6 protein-coding genes and 1 pseudogene are annotated in these 16,652 nt (G+C 69.2%); all 7 read right to left on the minus strand.

All coding sequences use genetic code 11. From position 1 onward, the window contains the following. Nucleotides 1-2 precede the first annotated feature (2 nt). Nucleotides 3-5,405, minus strand: a complete 5,403-nt coding sequence (locus LI94_RS09125) for a non-ribosomal peptide synthetase (RefSeq protein ID WP_024443450.1) — start codon at nt 5,403-5,405, stop codon at nt 3-5. Continuing rightward, nucleotides 5,402-12,508, minus strand: coding sequence for a type I polyketide synthase (locus LI94_RS09130; protein ID WP_239651188.1), 7,107 nt, complete (start codon nt 12,506-12,508; stop codon nt 5,402-5,404). The genes LI94_RS09125 and LI94_RS09130 overlap by 4 nt, the downstream gene beginning before the upstream one ends. A 232-nt stretch (nt 12,509-12,740) precedes the next feature. Then, the gene (gene regX / locus LI94_RS09135; protein ID WP_024443448.1) at nt 12,741-13,424 is read right to left on the minus strand and encodes a two-component sensory transduction protein RegX; all 684 of its coding nucleotides are present in this window, start codon (nt 13,422-13,424) and stop codon (nt 12,741-12,743) included. Between the two features lie 52 nt (nt 13,425-13,476). Next, nucleotides 13,477-14,658 carry an ATP-binding protein gene (locus LI94_RS09140; protein WP_024443447.1) on the minus strand — a complete coding sequence of 394 codons (1,182 nt, stop codon included), beginning with the start codon at nt 14,656-14,658 and terminating at the stop codon, nt 13,477-13,479. Between the two features lie 130 nt (nt 14,659-14,788). Then, complete coding sequence (locus LI94_RS09145) at nt 14,789-15,538, minus strand: phosphoglyceromutase (protein ID WP_046300990.1); 750 nt, start codon at nt 15,536-15,538, stop codon at nt 14,789-14,791. A gap of 13 nt (nt 15,539-15,551) precedes the next feature. Next, nucleotides 15,552-16,064, minus strand: a complete 513-nt coding sequence (locus LI94_RS09150; RefSeq protein ID WP_024443445.1) for a YbjN domain-containing protein — start codon at nt 16,062-16,064, stop codon at nt 15,552-15,554. Beyond that, nucleotides 16,061-16,636 (minus strand): annotated as a pseudogene (locus LI94_RS09155) (glycosyltransferase); the annotation flags it as partial. The pseudogene LI94_RS09155 and the gene LI94_RS09150, both read right to left, overlap by 4 nt. Between the last annotated feature and the right edge of the window lie 16 nt (nt 16,637-16,652).

Genomic DNA, 16,652 nt, shown 5'->3' on the forward strand with positions numbered 1-16,652 from the left:
GATCAGAACCGGTAGGTCGTGCAAGCGACCTCGACACCCGAGCCGACCGCCATGATCAGCGCGATGTCGCCCGGCTTGACCAGGCCGCGCCGGCGGGCGTCGACGATCTGGTAGGGCAGCGTCGAGGTGAACGGGTCACTGGTCTGGCCCTGCGCTTCGAGGTCGACGAACCGCGACCGTTCCACATCGATGTGCGCGGCCAGCTCATCGAGGGCCGCACCGGGCAGGTACGGCGGGAACACCAACGCGATGTCCTGGGGCGCCAGACCCTCCAGCGTCAGCAACTCCTTGACCGACGAGGGCAGGCAGCTGACGTAGATCGCGGCCAGGTTCGGGTCGCGGTCGATCCGCAGCCACATCCGGCCGTCGCGCTCCTGGGTGTAGGTAGCCAGTGCGCCCCGATACTCCGGGTGGTGGCCGAAGACGAACCGGCCGAAGCCTTCTGGTCCGTGGCTGGGGCTCAGCATGAGTGCCGACCCCGTCTCGGCGATACCGTTGCGCGGGTACCCGCTCTCCGCCGTGTTGTTCTCCACTTCGGAGGCCAGCACCATGGCATGTCCGGTCCGCCCGGCACCGATCATGCCGGCCGCCACATGGCAGCCGTTGAGGAAACCGACCGCGCCGTTGAGGACGTCGAACGCGAAGGTCTTGGGGGCGTCCGCGGACTCCGGCTCGGCGTTGATTCCGACCTCCCCGGCGACCAGGGTCGCGACGGCCGGCTCGGACAGGAAGTCGTCGCGGTAGATGCCGGCGTGGATCACCAGGCCGACGTCGGTGCGGTCGACACCGCTGTCGGCCAGGCAGGCGGTAGCGGCGTCGACGGCGAACTGGATCGAGCTGGGCGGCGTCTGCCCCTCTGGAGCGATGCCGATGCCCTCGATGCGCACGCGCGGCGTCGCCGGGAGTTCCCGGCGACCGCCGCCGGAGCGGCCGCCGCGCGTGCCGCTGCCGGAGCGGGCGTTGCCGGCCCGCCGCATCCGGTCGGGCAGGTCGTCGAATGTGTAGAGGCCGGTTCCGATGGTCTGCCCGGAGCCGGTGATGGACAGTACGACGTTGTCACCGGAGTTGATACGCCCAGCGTTGATGTAGTCATACAGCGCAACAAAATGCGTCGTGGTAGCGGTGTTCCCGCGCTCTGCGAGGTTGCAGATGGTGTTGGCCCGGCTTGCGGCCCCGGCACCGAAGACCCGGTTGATGGTCAGGATGGCGTCGTTGATCGACGCCTCGGAGGTCTGATGCATGAGCAACTGATCAGCCGTCTCGGGACGCCAGCCGTGCCGCTGCATGACCGCCGCCACATACGGCACCGAGTGCTTTACCGCGATCGCGGTCTGGGTGACCGAGTCGGTGACCATGATGGCGCCGCCGTGCGGACCTTCGGTGGCCTTGGCGATGCACAGCTTGGCGAATTCGCTGAACGTGGCCAGATCCAGATCGTGGAAACCGACCCGGTCGTTGGGCCCGAGTTCGAGCACCGCGGCCGCGCCGGCGTCGCCGACGGTCAGGCAGGCCAGCCGCGGGTCCATCGCACTTTCGATCTCCTGCTGCGCGGTTTCGGTGATGTGGCTGATGTATTCGCCACTGACCACCAACGCGTTGCGCACCAGGCCGGTTTTGAGGAAGTCCTGGGCCACGCTCACGCCGGTGAACATGCCCGCGCAGGCATTGTTGATGTCGAAGCAGACGGCGTTGGTCAGCCCCAGCTGGTCACGGAACTGCGACGCGGTGCTCGGCTCGAAGGTGAACATGTGCTCCGGGCCGTCGCAGCGCGAGATGTTGCACGCGATCACCAGGTCGATCTCTTCGGGGGCGTAGCTCGACCGCGACAAACAGTCGGCGATCGCCTTGCGGCCCAAGTCGATCGAGAACTCGTCTTGGCCGGCCATCCGCCGGTTCTTGATGCCGGTGAGTCGCTCCAGCGGGATCTTCACCTCGTTGACGCAGTCGGCCAGGACCTGTTCGGTGGAGACCGCCCGCGGCGGCAGGTACACGCCGAGGCTCTCGATCACGACGTTGCGCGCCGGACCGTTCTGCACGGGTTTGATCGCCGGTGCCGCGGCCGGCTTGGGCGCTGCAGCAGGCTGGGGCGCGACCACCACGGGTTCGGGCTGTGGCGCGGGCGGCCCGCCTGCCTGCTCGGCCTCGGCCCCGCCGATCGGGCCGAACTCGGCGGCCAGCTCAGCGATGGTGCCGTAGACGAACAGGGACTCCGGCCGCAGTTCCAGGCCGAGCTCCCCCACGCGCACTGCGACTTCGAGCGCCTGGGTGGAGGCGCCGCCAAGAGCGAAGAAGTCATCGGTCACGCCGACTCGCTCCACATCGAGCACCTCGCGCCAGATCTGGGCCAGTGCCTCTTCGGTGGCGTCGCGGGGCGCGACGAACACCGTAGGCGCGGCGTCCAGGTCCTTGTCGAGGGCCAGCAGCGCCCGGCGATCCACCTTGCCGCTGGCCGACAACGGCAGCAGATCGCCTGCGCGAAACACCGCCGGAACCATCGCCGCCGGCACCAGGTCCAGCAGGAAGCGGCGCAACTCGGCCGTGCCCGGAGCCGCGGCGACCGGCACGATATGGGCGATCAGCTGGGTGTGGCCGGAGGCGTCTTTGCGTGCCACGACGGCGTTCTCGGCGATACCGGGGTGTTTGGCCAGCGCGGCCTCCACCTCACCGAGTTCGATCCGGAAGCCGTTGATCTTCACCTGGTCGTCGCGACGGCCCAGATACTCGATGGTGCCGTCTGGGCGGTAGCGGGCCAGATCGCCGGTGCGGTAGAGCAAGGCACCCGGCGCAGAGCTGAACGGGTCTTCCACGAATGCGGCCGCGGTGGCCTCGGGCCGGTTCAGGTAGCCACGGCCGACACCCACGCCGCCGATGTGCAGTTCGCCGGGTACTCCGATCGGAACCGGGTTGCCCACCGCGTCCAGCAAGTGGATCGCGATATTGGCGATCGGCCGGCCGATCGGGATGATCGGATCGGTTTCCCCACGCACACAATGGAAATGGGTGACGTCGATGGCGGCTTCGGTCGGGCCGTACAGGTTGTACAGCTCGGCGGGCAGCGTGGCGAAGAAGCTGTCGCGCAGGTCCGCGGTGAGCGCTTCGCCGCTGCAGAACACCTTGCGCAGGCCGGTACAGGAGGCCGCCTGGGGTTCCGCGAGGAACCGGCGCAGCATCGACGGAACGAAATGCATTGTGGTGACGTGCTGTTCCACGATGGTGCGCGCCAGGTACGCGGCGTCCTTGTGGCCCTCGGGTTTGGCGATCACCACCCGGGCGCCGACCGTCAACGGCCAGAAGATCTCCCAGACGAACGGGTCGAAGTTGATCGGGGTCTTGTGCAGCACCCGGTCTTCGGCGGTCAGCTGGTAGGCGTCCTGCATCCACAGCAGCCGGTTGCGAATGCCGGCGTGGCTGTTCAGCGCGCCCTTGGGCGCCCCGGTGGAACCCGAGGTGTACATCAGGTAGGCCAGGTCTGCGGACGTCGTGCCCGTCTCGGGAGCCGACATTTCCTCGGCGGGCGCCGTAGACGGCTGATCCAGGCACAGCCGGGCACCGGTGAAACCCGTTGGCACATGCGGCAAATGCTCACGGTGCGTGACGCATACCGGGGCATCGGGGACGTCGGCGAGCATCGCTTCCATCCGGCCGGTGGGCTGCGCGGGGTCCAGCGGCAGGAATACCCCACCGGCCTTGAGCACGCCGAGCAGCGCGATCACCAGGTCCTCGGAGCGCTCGAGCAGCACCGGAACCACAGCGGGACCCGGGCCGGCGCCAACACCGAACTGGCGCAACCGGTGTGCCAGCCCGTTGGCCCGCCGGTCCAGTTCGCCATAGCTGATATCGCGGCCGTCGTAGCTGACCGCGACGGCCTCCGGGGTGCGCGCGGCGCTTGCGGCGACCATCTCGTGCAGGGTGGCCGGAGCGGACGAGTAGTCGACCGCGGTGTCGTTCCAGGCTGCCAGCGCGGCGCGCTCGGCGTCGGTGAGCAACCTCAGCTGCGAGACCGGGAGCTGCGCCGCCCCGGGCTGGGCCAGCTCGGTCAGCAGCAGCGTGAAGTGCTGCGCTAGGGCCTGCATGGTCGCGGCGTCGAACAGGTCGGTGTTGTACTGCAGGGCAAGCTGAAGTTCCCGAGCGTCGTCGGGGCCCTGCTCGCCGACCTGCATGGTGATGTCGAAGGGTGAGCCGCCCTGGCCGATGTAGAGGGTTTCCAGATGCAGGACGCCGTCCCCACCCGACACGTTGTCTTCGAACAGCCGGACCTGCTGCCAGGCGAACGACACCTGGAACAGCGGGGTGCGCCCGGCGTCACGCACCGGCCGCAGCCGCTCGACGAGCAGCGGCAGCGGGTACTCCTGGTGGCCGATCGCGCCCAGCACGGTGTCTTTGACCTGCCCCAGCAACGCAGCAAAGCTCGGGTCGTCACTGACGTCGACACGCAGCGGCAGCGGGTTGGTGACGTAGCCGACCATGCCCATCAGCCCGGCCCGGTCGCGGCAGGCGAACGGCGAACCGATGATGAGGTCGTCCTGCCCGCTGTAGCGGTGCAAAAGCACCGCATAGGCCGCCAGCAGGGTCATGTAAGGCGTCGCTCCGACGGTCCGCGCCACCTGCTTGAGCCCGGCGGTGACCTGGGCGTCGACGCTGAACCGGTGCAGCGCACCGTCGTAGGTCTGGATCGCGGGCCGCGGGCGATCGGTGGGCAGGGCCAGGGTCGGCAGTTCGCCGCCCAGCGTCTCATGCCAGTACTCCCAAAGCCGCTCGCCCTCGGGCCCGGCCAGCATCCGGGACTGCTGAGCGGCGTAGTCGACGTAGCGGTCTGCGGTCTCTTCTGGAGGGGTGGCTCCGTGTTCGGCGGCGTAGAGCGCACGCAGTTCATCGAGGATGATGTCGATGGACCAGAAGTCGACCGCGATGTGGTGCACCGTCAGCAGCAGCACGTGGTCGTCCGGCCGCTGCAGGAGGGTCAGCCGCAGCACCGGGCCGGTGCGCAGATCGAAGGGCCGGTCGATCTCCGCCTGGACCCACCGGTCGAGTTCGGCCGCGTCCGCACCGATGCGATGCGTGGCGATCCGCAGCGGCCACTGTGCGTGGACCAGGGCGACGGGCTGGCCGTCCCGTTCGGTGTAGGTGGTCCGCAGCATCGGGTGCCGGGCCACCAACGCCTGCGCGGCCCGCTCCAGGGCCGGCACATCCAGGCCGCCGTCGATGCGTCCGGCGTAGGCGACGGTGTAGGCCGCGCTGTCGGGCGCGAGCCGGTGCATGAACCACATCGAGCGCTGCCCGTAGGACAGCTCATGCTCAGCTGCCGCGTCCTGCGCCTTGGCCATCAGCAACTGGGCAAGCAACTCACGCTTTTTCTCCGGCGACAGGCTGGAGATGTCGGTGGGCACGTCCGGACGCTCCGTCACGCGCTGCCCCCATCGTCGGCCATCATCTTCGCCAGCAAGGCATCCACCGCTTCATCGGAGAGTTCGGTGACCTGCGCCAGCAACTCCATTTCCTGGGGCGCGGCTGCTCCCCCGGCTTCCGGGGCAAGCTCCGACGCTGCGGCTCCTTGGTCAGCCACCGCCTGGTCCGGTCCGGAGGCCAACTGCTCACCGAGCCAGCTGGACAGGCTCACCACGCTGGGCCCGTCCAACAGCCGGGCAACGGGAACCACGATACCGAGCTCGCGCTCGACCTGGATGCGAAGTTCCAGGGTGATCAGCGAATCCACCCCGAGGCTGTTCAGCGGCGCGTGGATGTCCAGGCTGGCCGGAGCCAGGCCCAGCTTCCCGGCGACCAGGTCACGCAGGTAGGTCTCCAGCAGCCGCTGGCGCTCCTGCGCGTCGGCGGCCTGAACCGCATCGAACAGGCCCCCGGCCACGCCACCGCCGGACGCGCCGGCACCTTGGTCGCTGTCCACCGTGGCCTGCAGGTCGCGCAGCAGCGGCGACTGTGCGCTCGGACGCCACCGCGACCAGTCGATGTCGAGCACCATCGCTTCGGTCGCACCATCGGCCAGCAGCGCCGCCAGCGCCGCGAAGTAGTTCTCCGCCGACAGCCCTTCCACGCCGTAGTGCGAGAAATGCCGGTGCAGCTCCGAGTTGCTGAACATGCCCAACCCGGCCCACGGGCCGAAGTTGACGCTCAACGCCGGCCGGCCTTCGGCCTGGCGATGCCAGGCCAGCGCGTCCAGGAAGGCGTTCGCGGCGCCGTAGTTGGCGGCACCAGGTGAACCCAGCACCGAGGCCGCCGAGGAGAACAGCACGAAGAAGTCCAGCTCCATATCCGCGGTCAGGCTGTGCAGGTTCCACGCGCCCTGGACCTTAGGCGCCATCACCGCACGCAGCTTCGCCGCATCCAGTCGCGCCAGAATCGCGTCGTCGACGGTGCCGGCTGCGTGCACCACACCGCGCAGCGGCGGCATCGATGCACCGATGCTGGCAAGTGCCGCGGCGACGTCGGAGGACTTGGCGACATCCCCCTGGGCGACGGTCACCTCGGCGCCGGCGGCACGCAGGGCCTCCAGCGTCGCCTGCGCCGTCGCCGACGGCGCGCTGCGACCCATCAGAACCAGGTGGCGAGCACCGCGCTCGACGAGCCAGCCGGCCACCTTGCCGCCGACCGCGCCGAGCCCGCCGGTGACCAGGTAGGTGGCGTCCGCACTCAGGTCGAACTCGGCCGCCGGAGCCGACGCTGCCGGGTAGGCCTCCAGCCGGGCGACGTAGCGGCGCTGACCGCGCAGGGCCACGTCCGTCTCGGAACTGTCCGACCAGATCTCGCTGAACAGGCCCCGCAGCTCTTCACCGCCGCCGGCGACGGACAGGTCGACACCGGTGGCGTGCAGCTCGGGGTACTCGTGGTCGATGGAACGGCCCAGCCCCCAGACCGGAGCCTGTGCGACGGACAGCGGGCGGGACTCAGCGTCTTCCCACCCGGCCGGCTGCGCCCCGCGCGTCACCAGCCACAGCCGCGGCGACTCCGGCCAGCCGGCCAGCGTCAGCGCCTGGATCAGATGGACCACGCTCAGCGATCCGAGGTCGGTGGCCGTCGCCAGCGACTCTTCTGTCGTGTCCGCCGCAGCCGCGGCCAGCAGGTTCCACAGGTGCACCACGCCCCGGCAGTGCGGCCGGTCGCCGCCGAACGCGGCGCGCAGCAGCTCGGCGAAGTGCTCGGGCCGGGCCGGGTCGACCCGGTAGCTATCGGCGCTCACCCGCTCGATCTCGGGGAGCCCCACGACGGGTTCCACCAGCACGCAGGACTGCGACTGCGCCTCGAGGTGGTCGCGCAGCGTGTCGGCGACCGGACCGTCGGACAGGATCAGCCAGCTGCCGGGCTCGGCAGGCCGGCCTTCACCGTCCACGGGCAGAGACGCCGGCTGCCAACGCATCCGGTAGCTACGGTCCCGCGGGTCGACCGGAGCGGTGATGACCGTCGGCGCCTGCGACTGGTCGGCAGAAAGGGTGCCGGTGGCCAACAGCGTCCAGTCCGCACCAGTGCTGCCATAGCAGTCGAACGCGTCTCCGGTCAGGGCGAACTGCACGGTGCGCGCCTGGTCCAGACCGCCACGCAGGGTCAACTCGGCGACCGAGCGGGTGCCGGGACCGAATGCGACCTCCGCCGCGGTCAGCGCCAACTCGCCCAGCTGCTCAGCCGACAGCGCGGTTACGGCCGTGATGTCCACTTCGGCCAGCACCGTGGCAGGCTGCGCGGCCGACCGGATCGGTCCGCGCCAGCCGCCACCGTTGCCGCCGGCGCCGCCACGCCGCGGCGCCGCGAAGGAGCCGGCGTTGAGCCAGGAGTGCACCCGCTGCCAGGGGTAAGTCGGGGCCGGAACACAGCGGCTGCCTGGCGGGTAGATCCGCTCCCAGGCCACCCGGTGCCCCAGGGTGTACAGGGTGCCCAGCGAGCCGAGCATGGTGGAACGCCCGTCGTCGTCGCGGCGCATCGAGGGCAGCAGGGTGGCGCTTCGATGCAGATGCTCGGCGTCCTCCCGGGCTCCGGTGAGCAGGATGGGGTGCGGGCTGAGTTCGACGAAGGTGTCGTGCCCGGTCTCGAGCAGCCGCCGCAGTGCCGGCGAGAACCGCACCGGCGAGCACAGGTTCGCCACCCAGTAGTCGGCGTCCAGCAGCGTGGAGCCAACCAGTTCCCCGGTGACCGTCGAGTACATCGGCACCGTCGGGACGGTCGGCTTCAGCTTCACCAGGCTGCCGCGCAGGCCAGCGCCCAGGGCTTCCATCTGCGGGCTGTGCGAGGCGACGTCGACATCGATCCAGCGGCAGAACCGATCCCGCTGCTGCAGTTTGGTCATCAGCGCTTCGAGCACCGTGCGCTCACCGGCGAGCACCGTCGAGCGGTGGCTGTTGCTCGCGGCGACGGCCACCTCACGCTCGTGGCCGGCGATGAGCTCCTGCGCCTCGGCCATGGTGGTCTCGGTGACCATCATCGCCCCGCGGCCACGAACGCCGCGGAGCATCCGGGCACGGGCGCAGATCACCCGTGCGGCGTCATCGAGGCTCAGCGCGCCCGCGACATGGGCGGCCGCGGCCTCGCCGAGGCTGTGGCCGACCACCGCGGCGGGCTCGACGCCCCAGGACCGCCACAGCGCCGCCAGCGCCACCTGAATCGCGAAGATCGTCGGTTGCAGGATGCCGATGTCTTTGAGCTTGGAACGCTCTTCTGGACCGTCCTGCGCGGCCAGCTCTTTGAGAATCGAGTGCCCCAGATGTGGGAACAGCGCGTTGTCGCAGGCGGCCAGGGCGTCGGCGAACACCGGCTCGTCGGCCTGCAGTTGTCGAGCCATGCCGTGCCACTGCGAGCCCTGGCCGGAGAACACGAATGTCACACCCGGGCCGGGTCGGCTCGGGGCACAGTGACCCACCGACAACCCGGGCCGCGATTCGCCCTGCCGGTACGCCGACAGCGACTCGAACATCGCCGCCGGGGAGTCACCGACCACCGCGAGCCGGTAGTCGTGGTGGCTGCGGCGGGCACCGGCGGTGTAGCAGAGGTCGGTCAGCGCGGCGCCGCCCATGAGTCCGCCCGAGAAGAGCGCCATCTCGTACTCGCCGACCAACGCCGTGAGCGCCTCCGGGGACCGTGCGGACAGCGCCAACAGTTCGGCGCGCGGTGCCGCGGTGTCGTCGGGGTAGCTGCTCCGGGCCTGCGGAGCCTCGGTGAGCACAACGTGGGCGTTGGTGCCGCCGAACCCGAACGAGCTGACCCCGGCGATCGCCCGGCTGCCCGACGGCCACGGGGTCAGCTTCTGGACCACCTCCAGCGGCAGGCGGTCGAATCCGATGTGTGGATTGGGCTCGGTGTAGTTCAGGCTGGCCGGGATCTCCCGGTGCTGCAACGACAGCGCCACCTTGATCAGGCCGGCGATACCGGCGGCCGCCTCCAGGTGGCCGATGTTGGTCTTGACCGAGCCGAGCAGGCAGCGACTGCCCTCCGGCCGGCCTTCGGCCAGCGCGGTGCCCAAGGCGTTGGCCTCGATGGCGTCGCCGATCGATGTGCCGGTGCCGTGCGCCTCGACATACTGGACCGCGCCGGCCGGCAGGCCCGCCCGGCGGAACGCCTCGGCGACCACGTGCTCCTGCGCCCGGCCGCTGGGGGCGATCAAGCCGTTGGTCCGGCCGTCGGAGTTGGTGGCACTGCCGCGGATCACCGCGTACACCGGGTCGTTGTCCTCCAGCGCCCGGGACAGCGGCTTGAGCACGACCACTCCGGCGCCCTCGCCGCGGACATAGCCGTCGGCGTCGGCGTCGAACGTCTTGCAGCGGCCATCGGGCGCCATCACCCGGGCCTTGGAAAAGTTGATCGCCAGCGCCGGCGACAGGATCACGTTCACCCCGGCGGCCAGTGCCATGGAGCACTCGCCGTCGCGCAGACTGCGGCACGCCAGGTCGACTGCCACCAGGGAGGACGAACAGGCGGTGTCGATCGACATGCTCGGGCCGTGGAAGTCGAATGTGTAGGACAACCGGTTAGCGGCGATGCTCAGCGCGTTGCCGGTGCCGGTGTAGGCATCGACAAGCTGCGGCTGGCCCAGCCGCAGGAAGCCGTAGTCGTTGGTGGAGATGCCGACGAAAACGCCGGTGCGGCTGCCGGCCAGCTCATCCGGTACCTGGCCGGCGTCTTCCAGCGCCTCCCACGCCACCTCGAGCAGCAGCCGCTGCTGCGGGTCCATCTGCGCCGACTCGCGCGGCGAGATCCCGAAGAACTGGAAGTCGAATTGGTCGACCTGGCCCAGGAAGCCACCGCGGCGGGTGACCGCAGTCCCTGGGACCGAGGGGTCGGGGTTGTAGAAGGCGTCGACGTCCCAGCGGTCGGCCGGGACGTCGCTGGTGGCGTCCGCCCCGCCCGACAGCAGCCGCCAGAATTCCTCCGGCCCGTCAGCACCCGGGAATCGGCAGCCGATACCGACGATCGCGATCGGCTCGTCGGCGGCGGGCCGTTCGGCGCGCTCGGCGGCAGCCGCAGCATCCGGGACCGCCGGAGTTTTCCCGGCCACCCGGGCCAAGTGCGCCGACAGGATGTCGATCGAGGGGTATTCGTAGGCGATGGTGGGGGCCAGCTCGCAGCCCAGCCACTGCTCGAGGGCGCTGGAGAGCCGGACCGCGTGGATGGAGTCCAGGCCGTAGAACGCGAACGGCTTGGCCGGGTCGATCTCGGCGATCGGCAACTCGAGGTCTTGGGCCAACCGCTCGATAAGCCAGGCACTGATCTCGGCCGCGCCGTGGGCGCCCGATTCGGCCGGCGCCTCGGCCGGGGCCTGCGGCTGCGGCGCCGCGGGGGACTCGGGGGTCTTAGCAGGCCACTGCGCCACCACCGGCAGCTCGCCGTCGAGGTACTGCTGCTTGCACGCGCTGCGCTGGATCTTCCCACTGGAGGTGGTGGGCAGCTGCAACGGCTGGACCAGCACGACGGCGTGGGTGCGAACCGAGTGATTCTCGGTGACCGCGGTGCGGATGATCTGCATGGCCTCGTCGGCCTGCTCCCCGCTCAGTCGGCTGGGGTCCACTTCTTGGACCACGACCAGTTGCTCGGCCGCGCCCGGTTCCGGAGCGATCGAGAACACCGCACCGCGGCCGCGCAGCAGCGCCGGATTGGTGTTCTGAACGGTCAGTTCGATGTCGTTGGGGTAGTGGTTGGTGCCGCGGATGATGATCAGATCTTTGCGGCGCCCGGTGACGAACAATTCCCCGGAATGCAGGAATCCCAGGTCGCCGGTGCGCAGGAACGGGCCCTCACCAGTGTCGGCCAGCGTCGCGGAGAACGTCTCCGCGGACAGTTCCGGTGCTCCCCAGTAGCCGTGCGCAACGCTGCCTCCGGCGACCCAGATCTCGCCGACTTGGTCTGCGGCGCACTGCAGACGGGTCTCGGGGTCGACGATGATCACCCGTTGGCCGCCGCGTGGCTTGCCGCAGCCGACCATGGTCGCCACGTTGGGGTCATCGGCGGCGACGTCGATGACCCGGTTGTCGCCCAGGGCGACCCGGTCGATGTGCTGCACCATCGGCACCGGCAGGTCCGAACCACCCGACACCAGCAGCGTGCCTTCAGCCAGCCCGTACACCGGGTAGAACGACTCGGCCCGGAACCCGGACGGCCCGAACAGTTCGGCGAACCCGTCCAGGGTGGCGGTGCGCACCGGTTCGGCACCGCACAGCGCCACCGTCCAGTTGGACAGGTCGAGCGCGGCGCGCTCCTGGGGGGTGCTCAGCTCGACGCACAGGTCGAAGGCGAAGTTCGGCGCCGCAGTGATCATCGCGCGGTGCCGCGAGATCGCCTCCAGCCACCGCATCGGCCGTTTGATGAACGCCGTCGGCGGCATCAGGACCGAATGGCCCGCGACGTAGATCGTTTCGAGCAGGCCGCCGATCAGACCCATGTCGTGGTAAGGCGGCAGCCAGAACACGCCGGTCACATGCGGCATGTCGGGGTTGGCTCCCCAGGCCTCGGCGATGGTCAACAGGTTGTGCACCAGGTTGCCGTGGGTCAGCACGACGCCCTTGGGCGCACTGGTCGACCCGGAGGTGTACTGCAGCATCGCGATGCTGTCGCCGTCGATCTGCGGCGGCACCCAGGACGCCTCGCTGCCGGTGTCGTCGCTGTCGGTGATCGTCCAGCGCAGCGCCTGCCCGCCGGGCAGTCCATCGATCGCGGGCTTGATCTTGGGTTCGATCTCGCTGGTGGTGAGGGCGTAGCCGGGCTGGACGTCGGCGATGATCGACTCGACGCGCGGCAGCAGGTGTTCGCGCATGGGCGGATGCACCGGGATCGCGATGGCTCCGGCGTACAGACAGCCGAAGAAGCTGGCGAGGAAGTCCAGTCCCGGGGGGCACAACACCAGCACGCGTTCACCGACTGCGCCCTGACTCTGCAGGTCAGCGGCGATCTGGCGGGCACGCCGGTCCAGCTCCCGGTAGGTCACCTGACTGGTCTCGTTCTCGTCGCCGTCACGCGAGAAGGTGAACGCCAGATTTTCGCCGTACTTCGCCGCGCGCTGCGTCAGCAGGTCAACCAACGTGCGCAGGGTATGCACTGTGCTGTCCGGCCCGCTCATCGATCGCGTCTCCCGTGTTACTGGCGAAGAAGGGTTCTGGATGGGGCCCAAGGATTCCGTAGGCAACCTTGATTAAGGCTACCTTAAGGAGTCAGGCGTCCAGTCCGTGATTTTCGGCGACGACGACCCCGCCGAGCAAGTTAGGAGACCCCATCAAGGGGCTATCGGGAGGGCGCAGGAGGGCCCGAGCGGCTTAGCCCTCCAGCTTGTACCCGAGGCCACGCACGGTAACCAGGTGCACTGGATTGGCAGGGTCGGCCTCGATCTTGGACCGAAGTCTTTTGACGTGGACATCCAGCGTTTTGGTGTCGCCGACGTAATCCGCACCCCAGACCCGGTCGATCAACTGACCGCGGGTCAGCACACGACCGGTGTTGCGCATCAGGTACTCGAGCAGGTCGAATTCCTTGAGCGGCAAGGTAATCTGCTCGCCGTTCACCATCACCACATGCCGCTCGACATCCATGCGCACCGGGCCGGACTCCAACACGCCCTCGCCGACGCCACCCTCATCGTCACCGCCGCGGCGCAACACCGCCCGGATGCGGGCGATCAACTCGCGGGCCGAATACGGCTTGGTCACATAGTCGTCGGCGCCCAATTCCAGGCCGACGACCTTGTCGATCTCGCTGTCGCGGGCAGTGACCATAATCACCGGCACGCTGGAACGCGCGCGCAACTGTTTGCAGACGTCGGTGCCCGACATCCCCGGCAGCATCAGATCCAGCAGCACGATGTCGGCGCCGGCCCGGTCGAATTCGGCCAAAGCGGCGGTTCCGTCGCCCACCACGGTGGCCTCGAAACCTTCCTTACGCAGCAGAAACGCCAACGGGTCGGCGAGCGATTCCTCGTCCTCAACGATCAAGACATGTGTCATCAGCGCTGCCCTTCGCCGTAGCTACCCTCTGCATTATCGATAGTGGGTGTCATCACTGCTCGTCCCTCTTCTGGTCCACACTGCCTTGGTATGCGGGAATCGCCAAGGTAAACGTAGATCCGGTGCCCGGCTGGCTCCACAACGTGATGGTGCCGTTGTGGTTGGCCGCCACGTGTTTGACGATCGCCAATCCCAGACCGGTGCCCCCGGTGGCCCGCGAGCGGGCCTTGTCGCTGCGGAAGAACCGTTCGAACACCCGCTGCTGGTCCTTGGGCGCAATACCGATGCCGCGGTCGGTCACGGCGATCTCGACGAACCCCTCGCGGCGACGCCGGCTGATCGACACCGGGGAACCGTGCGGTGAGTAGGCGATCGCATTGGACACCAGGTTGGCCAGGGCGGTGACCAGTAGTGGTTCGTCGCCGAGCACGCGTAGCCCGCTCGGCGCATCGGTGGTGATCGTGATCTCGGCGTTGTCGGCGGCCACCTTGTGCCGCGAGATCGCCTCGTTGACCACCGCGTCGACGTCGACGACGCCCAGGTCCGGCAGCGGGTCGGCGCCCTGCAGCCGGGACAGCTCGATCAGCTCACCGATCATGCTGGCGAGCCGGTTGGCCTCCACCAACACCCGCTCGGCGAACGGGCGTACCGCCTCGGGGTCATCAGCCGACGCCAGCAGTGCCTCGGCGAGCAGCCCCATCGCTCCCACCGGCGTTTTCAGCTCATGGCTGACGTTGGCCACGAAGTCGCGCCGGCTGGCCTCCATACGGGCCTGCTCGGACTGGTCGTCAACGATCACCACGGCGAACCGGCGATCCTCTTCCGACAGCAACCGGGCGTAGCCGCGCACGGCCGACAGATCCGACCGGGTGGCCCCGGGAGCCCGCTTGGCCACCGTCAAGTCGAAGACGACTTCGTCGTCGCCGGCCAGGGCGCGTTGCGCGGCCGCCCAGGCCTCGTCGTCGAGCAGCCGGCCGTGCACCAGTCCCAGCTCGGTGGCGCGCTCGTTGAGGTAGACGACGTCGCGGTGCGAATCCACCACCGCGATCCCCAGCGAGGCGTGCGACACGATCTGCCGCAGCATCTCCGCAACGGTGATCCCGGATCGCTCGGTCGCCGCCTTGCGGCGTCGCTCGGCCAGTCGCGGCGACAGCCACACGCCGGCGGCCACGCCTGCCGCCAGCGCAGGAATCGCCGACGCCGCAGCAAGCGTCAGCGCCGAGGTCGCAGCCACGGCAAAATCGTACTTAGTCCGGCACCGTGAGCTGACCAGCGTTCGACCGTGACGTGCGCCGAATGTGAATTCAACGCGAAGATTTCACCCGGTCTCCACCCGGCATTCACACTGGGCGGGCCCAAAACCGCTACTTGGCGCCCTGGCTGGCGACCGCTGCAGCACCGGCGGCCGCGGCCTCGGGGTCCAGATAGACCCCGCCGGCAACCTTCGGGCGCAGGTCGGCATCCAAGTCGTACCGCAACGGGATGCCGGTCGGGATGTTCAGCCCGACGACATCCTCGTCCGACATTCCGTCGAGGTACTTCACCAGTGCCCGCAGCGAGTTGCCGTGCGCCGCGATCAGCACTGTCTTGCCGCACCGCAGGTCCGGGATGACGACGTCGGTGTAATACGGCAGGAAGCGCGCCACCACGTCTGCCAGGCACTCGGTCAGCGGGCCACCGCCGATGTCGGCGTAACGGGGGTCGGTGTCCTGGCTGTACCGGCTGCCGGCCTCGATCATCGGCGGCGGGGTGTCGTAGCTGCGCCGCCACGTCATGAACTGGTCGTCGCCGTAGCGCGCCTTGGTGGCGGCCTTGTCCAGACCCTGCAGCGCGCCGTAGTGGCGCTCATTGAGCCGCCAGGTGCGGTGCACCGGGATCCAGTGCCGGTCGGCGGCGTCCAGCGCCAGGTTCGCGGTGGTGATGGCCCGGCGCAACAGCGAGGTGTAGACCACGTCCGGAAGCAGGCCGTGCTCGACCAGCAGTGAGCCGGCGCGGATCGCCTCGGTGCGGCCCTTGTCGGTCAGGTTGACGTCCATCCAACCGGTGAACTGGTTGCTGGCGTTCCATTCGCTTTCGCCGTGGCGCAATAGCACCAGGGTGGCAGAGTCAGACATGGCCGCCAGTGTCTCAGTCACCGCCGCCGTCGATCAAATGCTCAAAGGCCCGCAGGTTCTTCAGCGACTGCCCGGTGGACACCCGCCACTCCCATTCCTTCTGGATCGAAGTGGCAAATCCCAACTCCAGCAACGTGTTGAAGTCGAAGTCGACGGCTTCGAGCACCTGCCCGAGCACCCGGTCGATCTCCTCAGCGGTCACCGACGCCAGCGAGATCCGGCCGACCAGGTAGATGTCGCCGACGTTGTCGAGGGTGTAGGCCACCCCGTACAGCCGGCGGTTGCGCTTGAGCAGGTGGCGGTAGACGCCGGCGTGGTTCTCGTCGGGTTGGCGGCAGACGAACGCCTCGACACGCACCGAGTGCTCGCCGATGCTGAGGATGGTGTTGGTCTTGAGTTTGCGCTCGCCGGGCAGCTCCACGACCAGCCCCGGCAGCCCGCCGTGCGAGCCCGGCGTCGGCGAGTAGGTGAGCTCGGCGGCCTGCAGCGTGCGCTCGATGAGCTCCTGAACGTCGCCCCGGTTCACGCGCGCGCCCCGCGCCGCGTCGGCCAGCGGCGAGGCCGCCGCGCGGAACCGAGCACCCGCATCCGCCCGCCCCGAGCCGCGGCGAAGTCTGCTATGGCGTGGCTATAACTGGCCAACTGGGCGTCCACGGTGCGCTCCCAGGAGAACTGCGCCGCGTGGCTGACCGCGGCCCGGCGCATCGCCCATCCGCGAGGTCCCGAACCCAACCGCAACAGCTCATCGAGAGCCGTTGCCCAGGCGTCGGTCCCGTGCCCGTCGACCAATCGCCCGGTGACCCCGTCGCGCACGGCCACCGGCAAACCGCCGACGGCCGCGGCCACCACCGGCGTCCCGCAGGCCTGCGCCTCCAGCGCCACCAGACCGAACGATTCGGAGTAGCTCGGCACGGCCACCAGGTCGGCGGCGTGGAACAGCGTCGCCAGATCCTCACGGGACTGCGGCGGCAGGAACGTCACCCTGTCACTGATACCCAGTTCGGCCGCCAGCCGAACCAGGCCGCCCGGTTCGGCCAGACCGCTGCTGCCCGACGGACCACCGGCCACCACCACCCGTACCCCGGGCAGTTTCGCGGCTGTCTCTTATACACAT

The sequence above is a fragment of the Mycobacterium sp. UM_Kg27 genome, from assembly GCF_000972905.1.
In the GTDB taxonomy this organism is placed as follows: Bacteria; Actinomycetota; Actinomycetes; order Mycobacteriales; family Mycobacteriaceae; genus Mycobacterium.

Bases quoted from the DNA above. Each gene is read 5' to 3' on its own strand.
- regX (WP_024443448.1), bottom strand. From the start codon at position 13,424: ATGACACATGTCTTGATCGTTGAGGACGAGGAATCGCTCGCCGACCCG.
- LI94_RS09145 (WP_046300990.1), bottom strand. From the start codon at position 15,538: ATGTCTGACTCTGCCACCCTGGTGCTATTGCGCCACGGCGAAAGCGAA.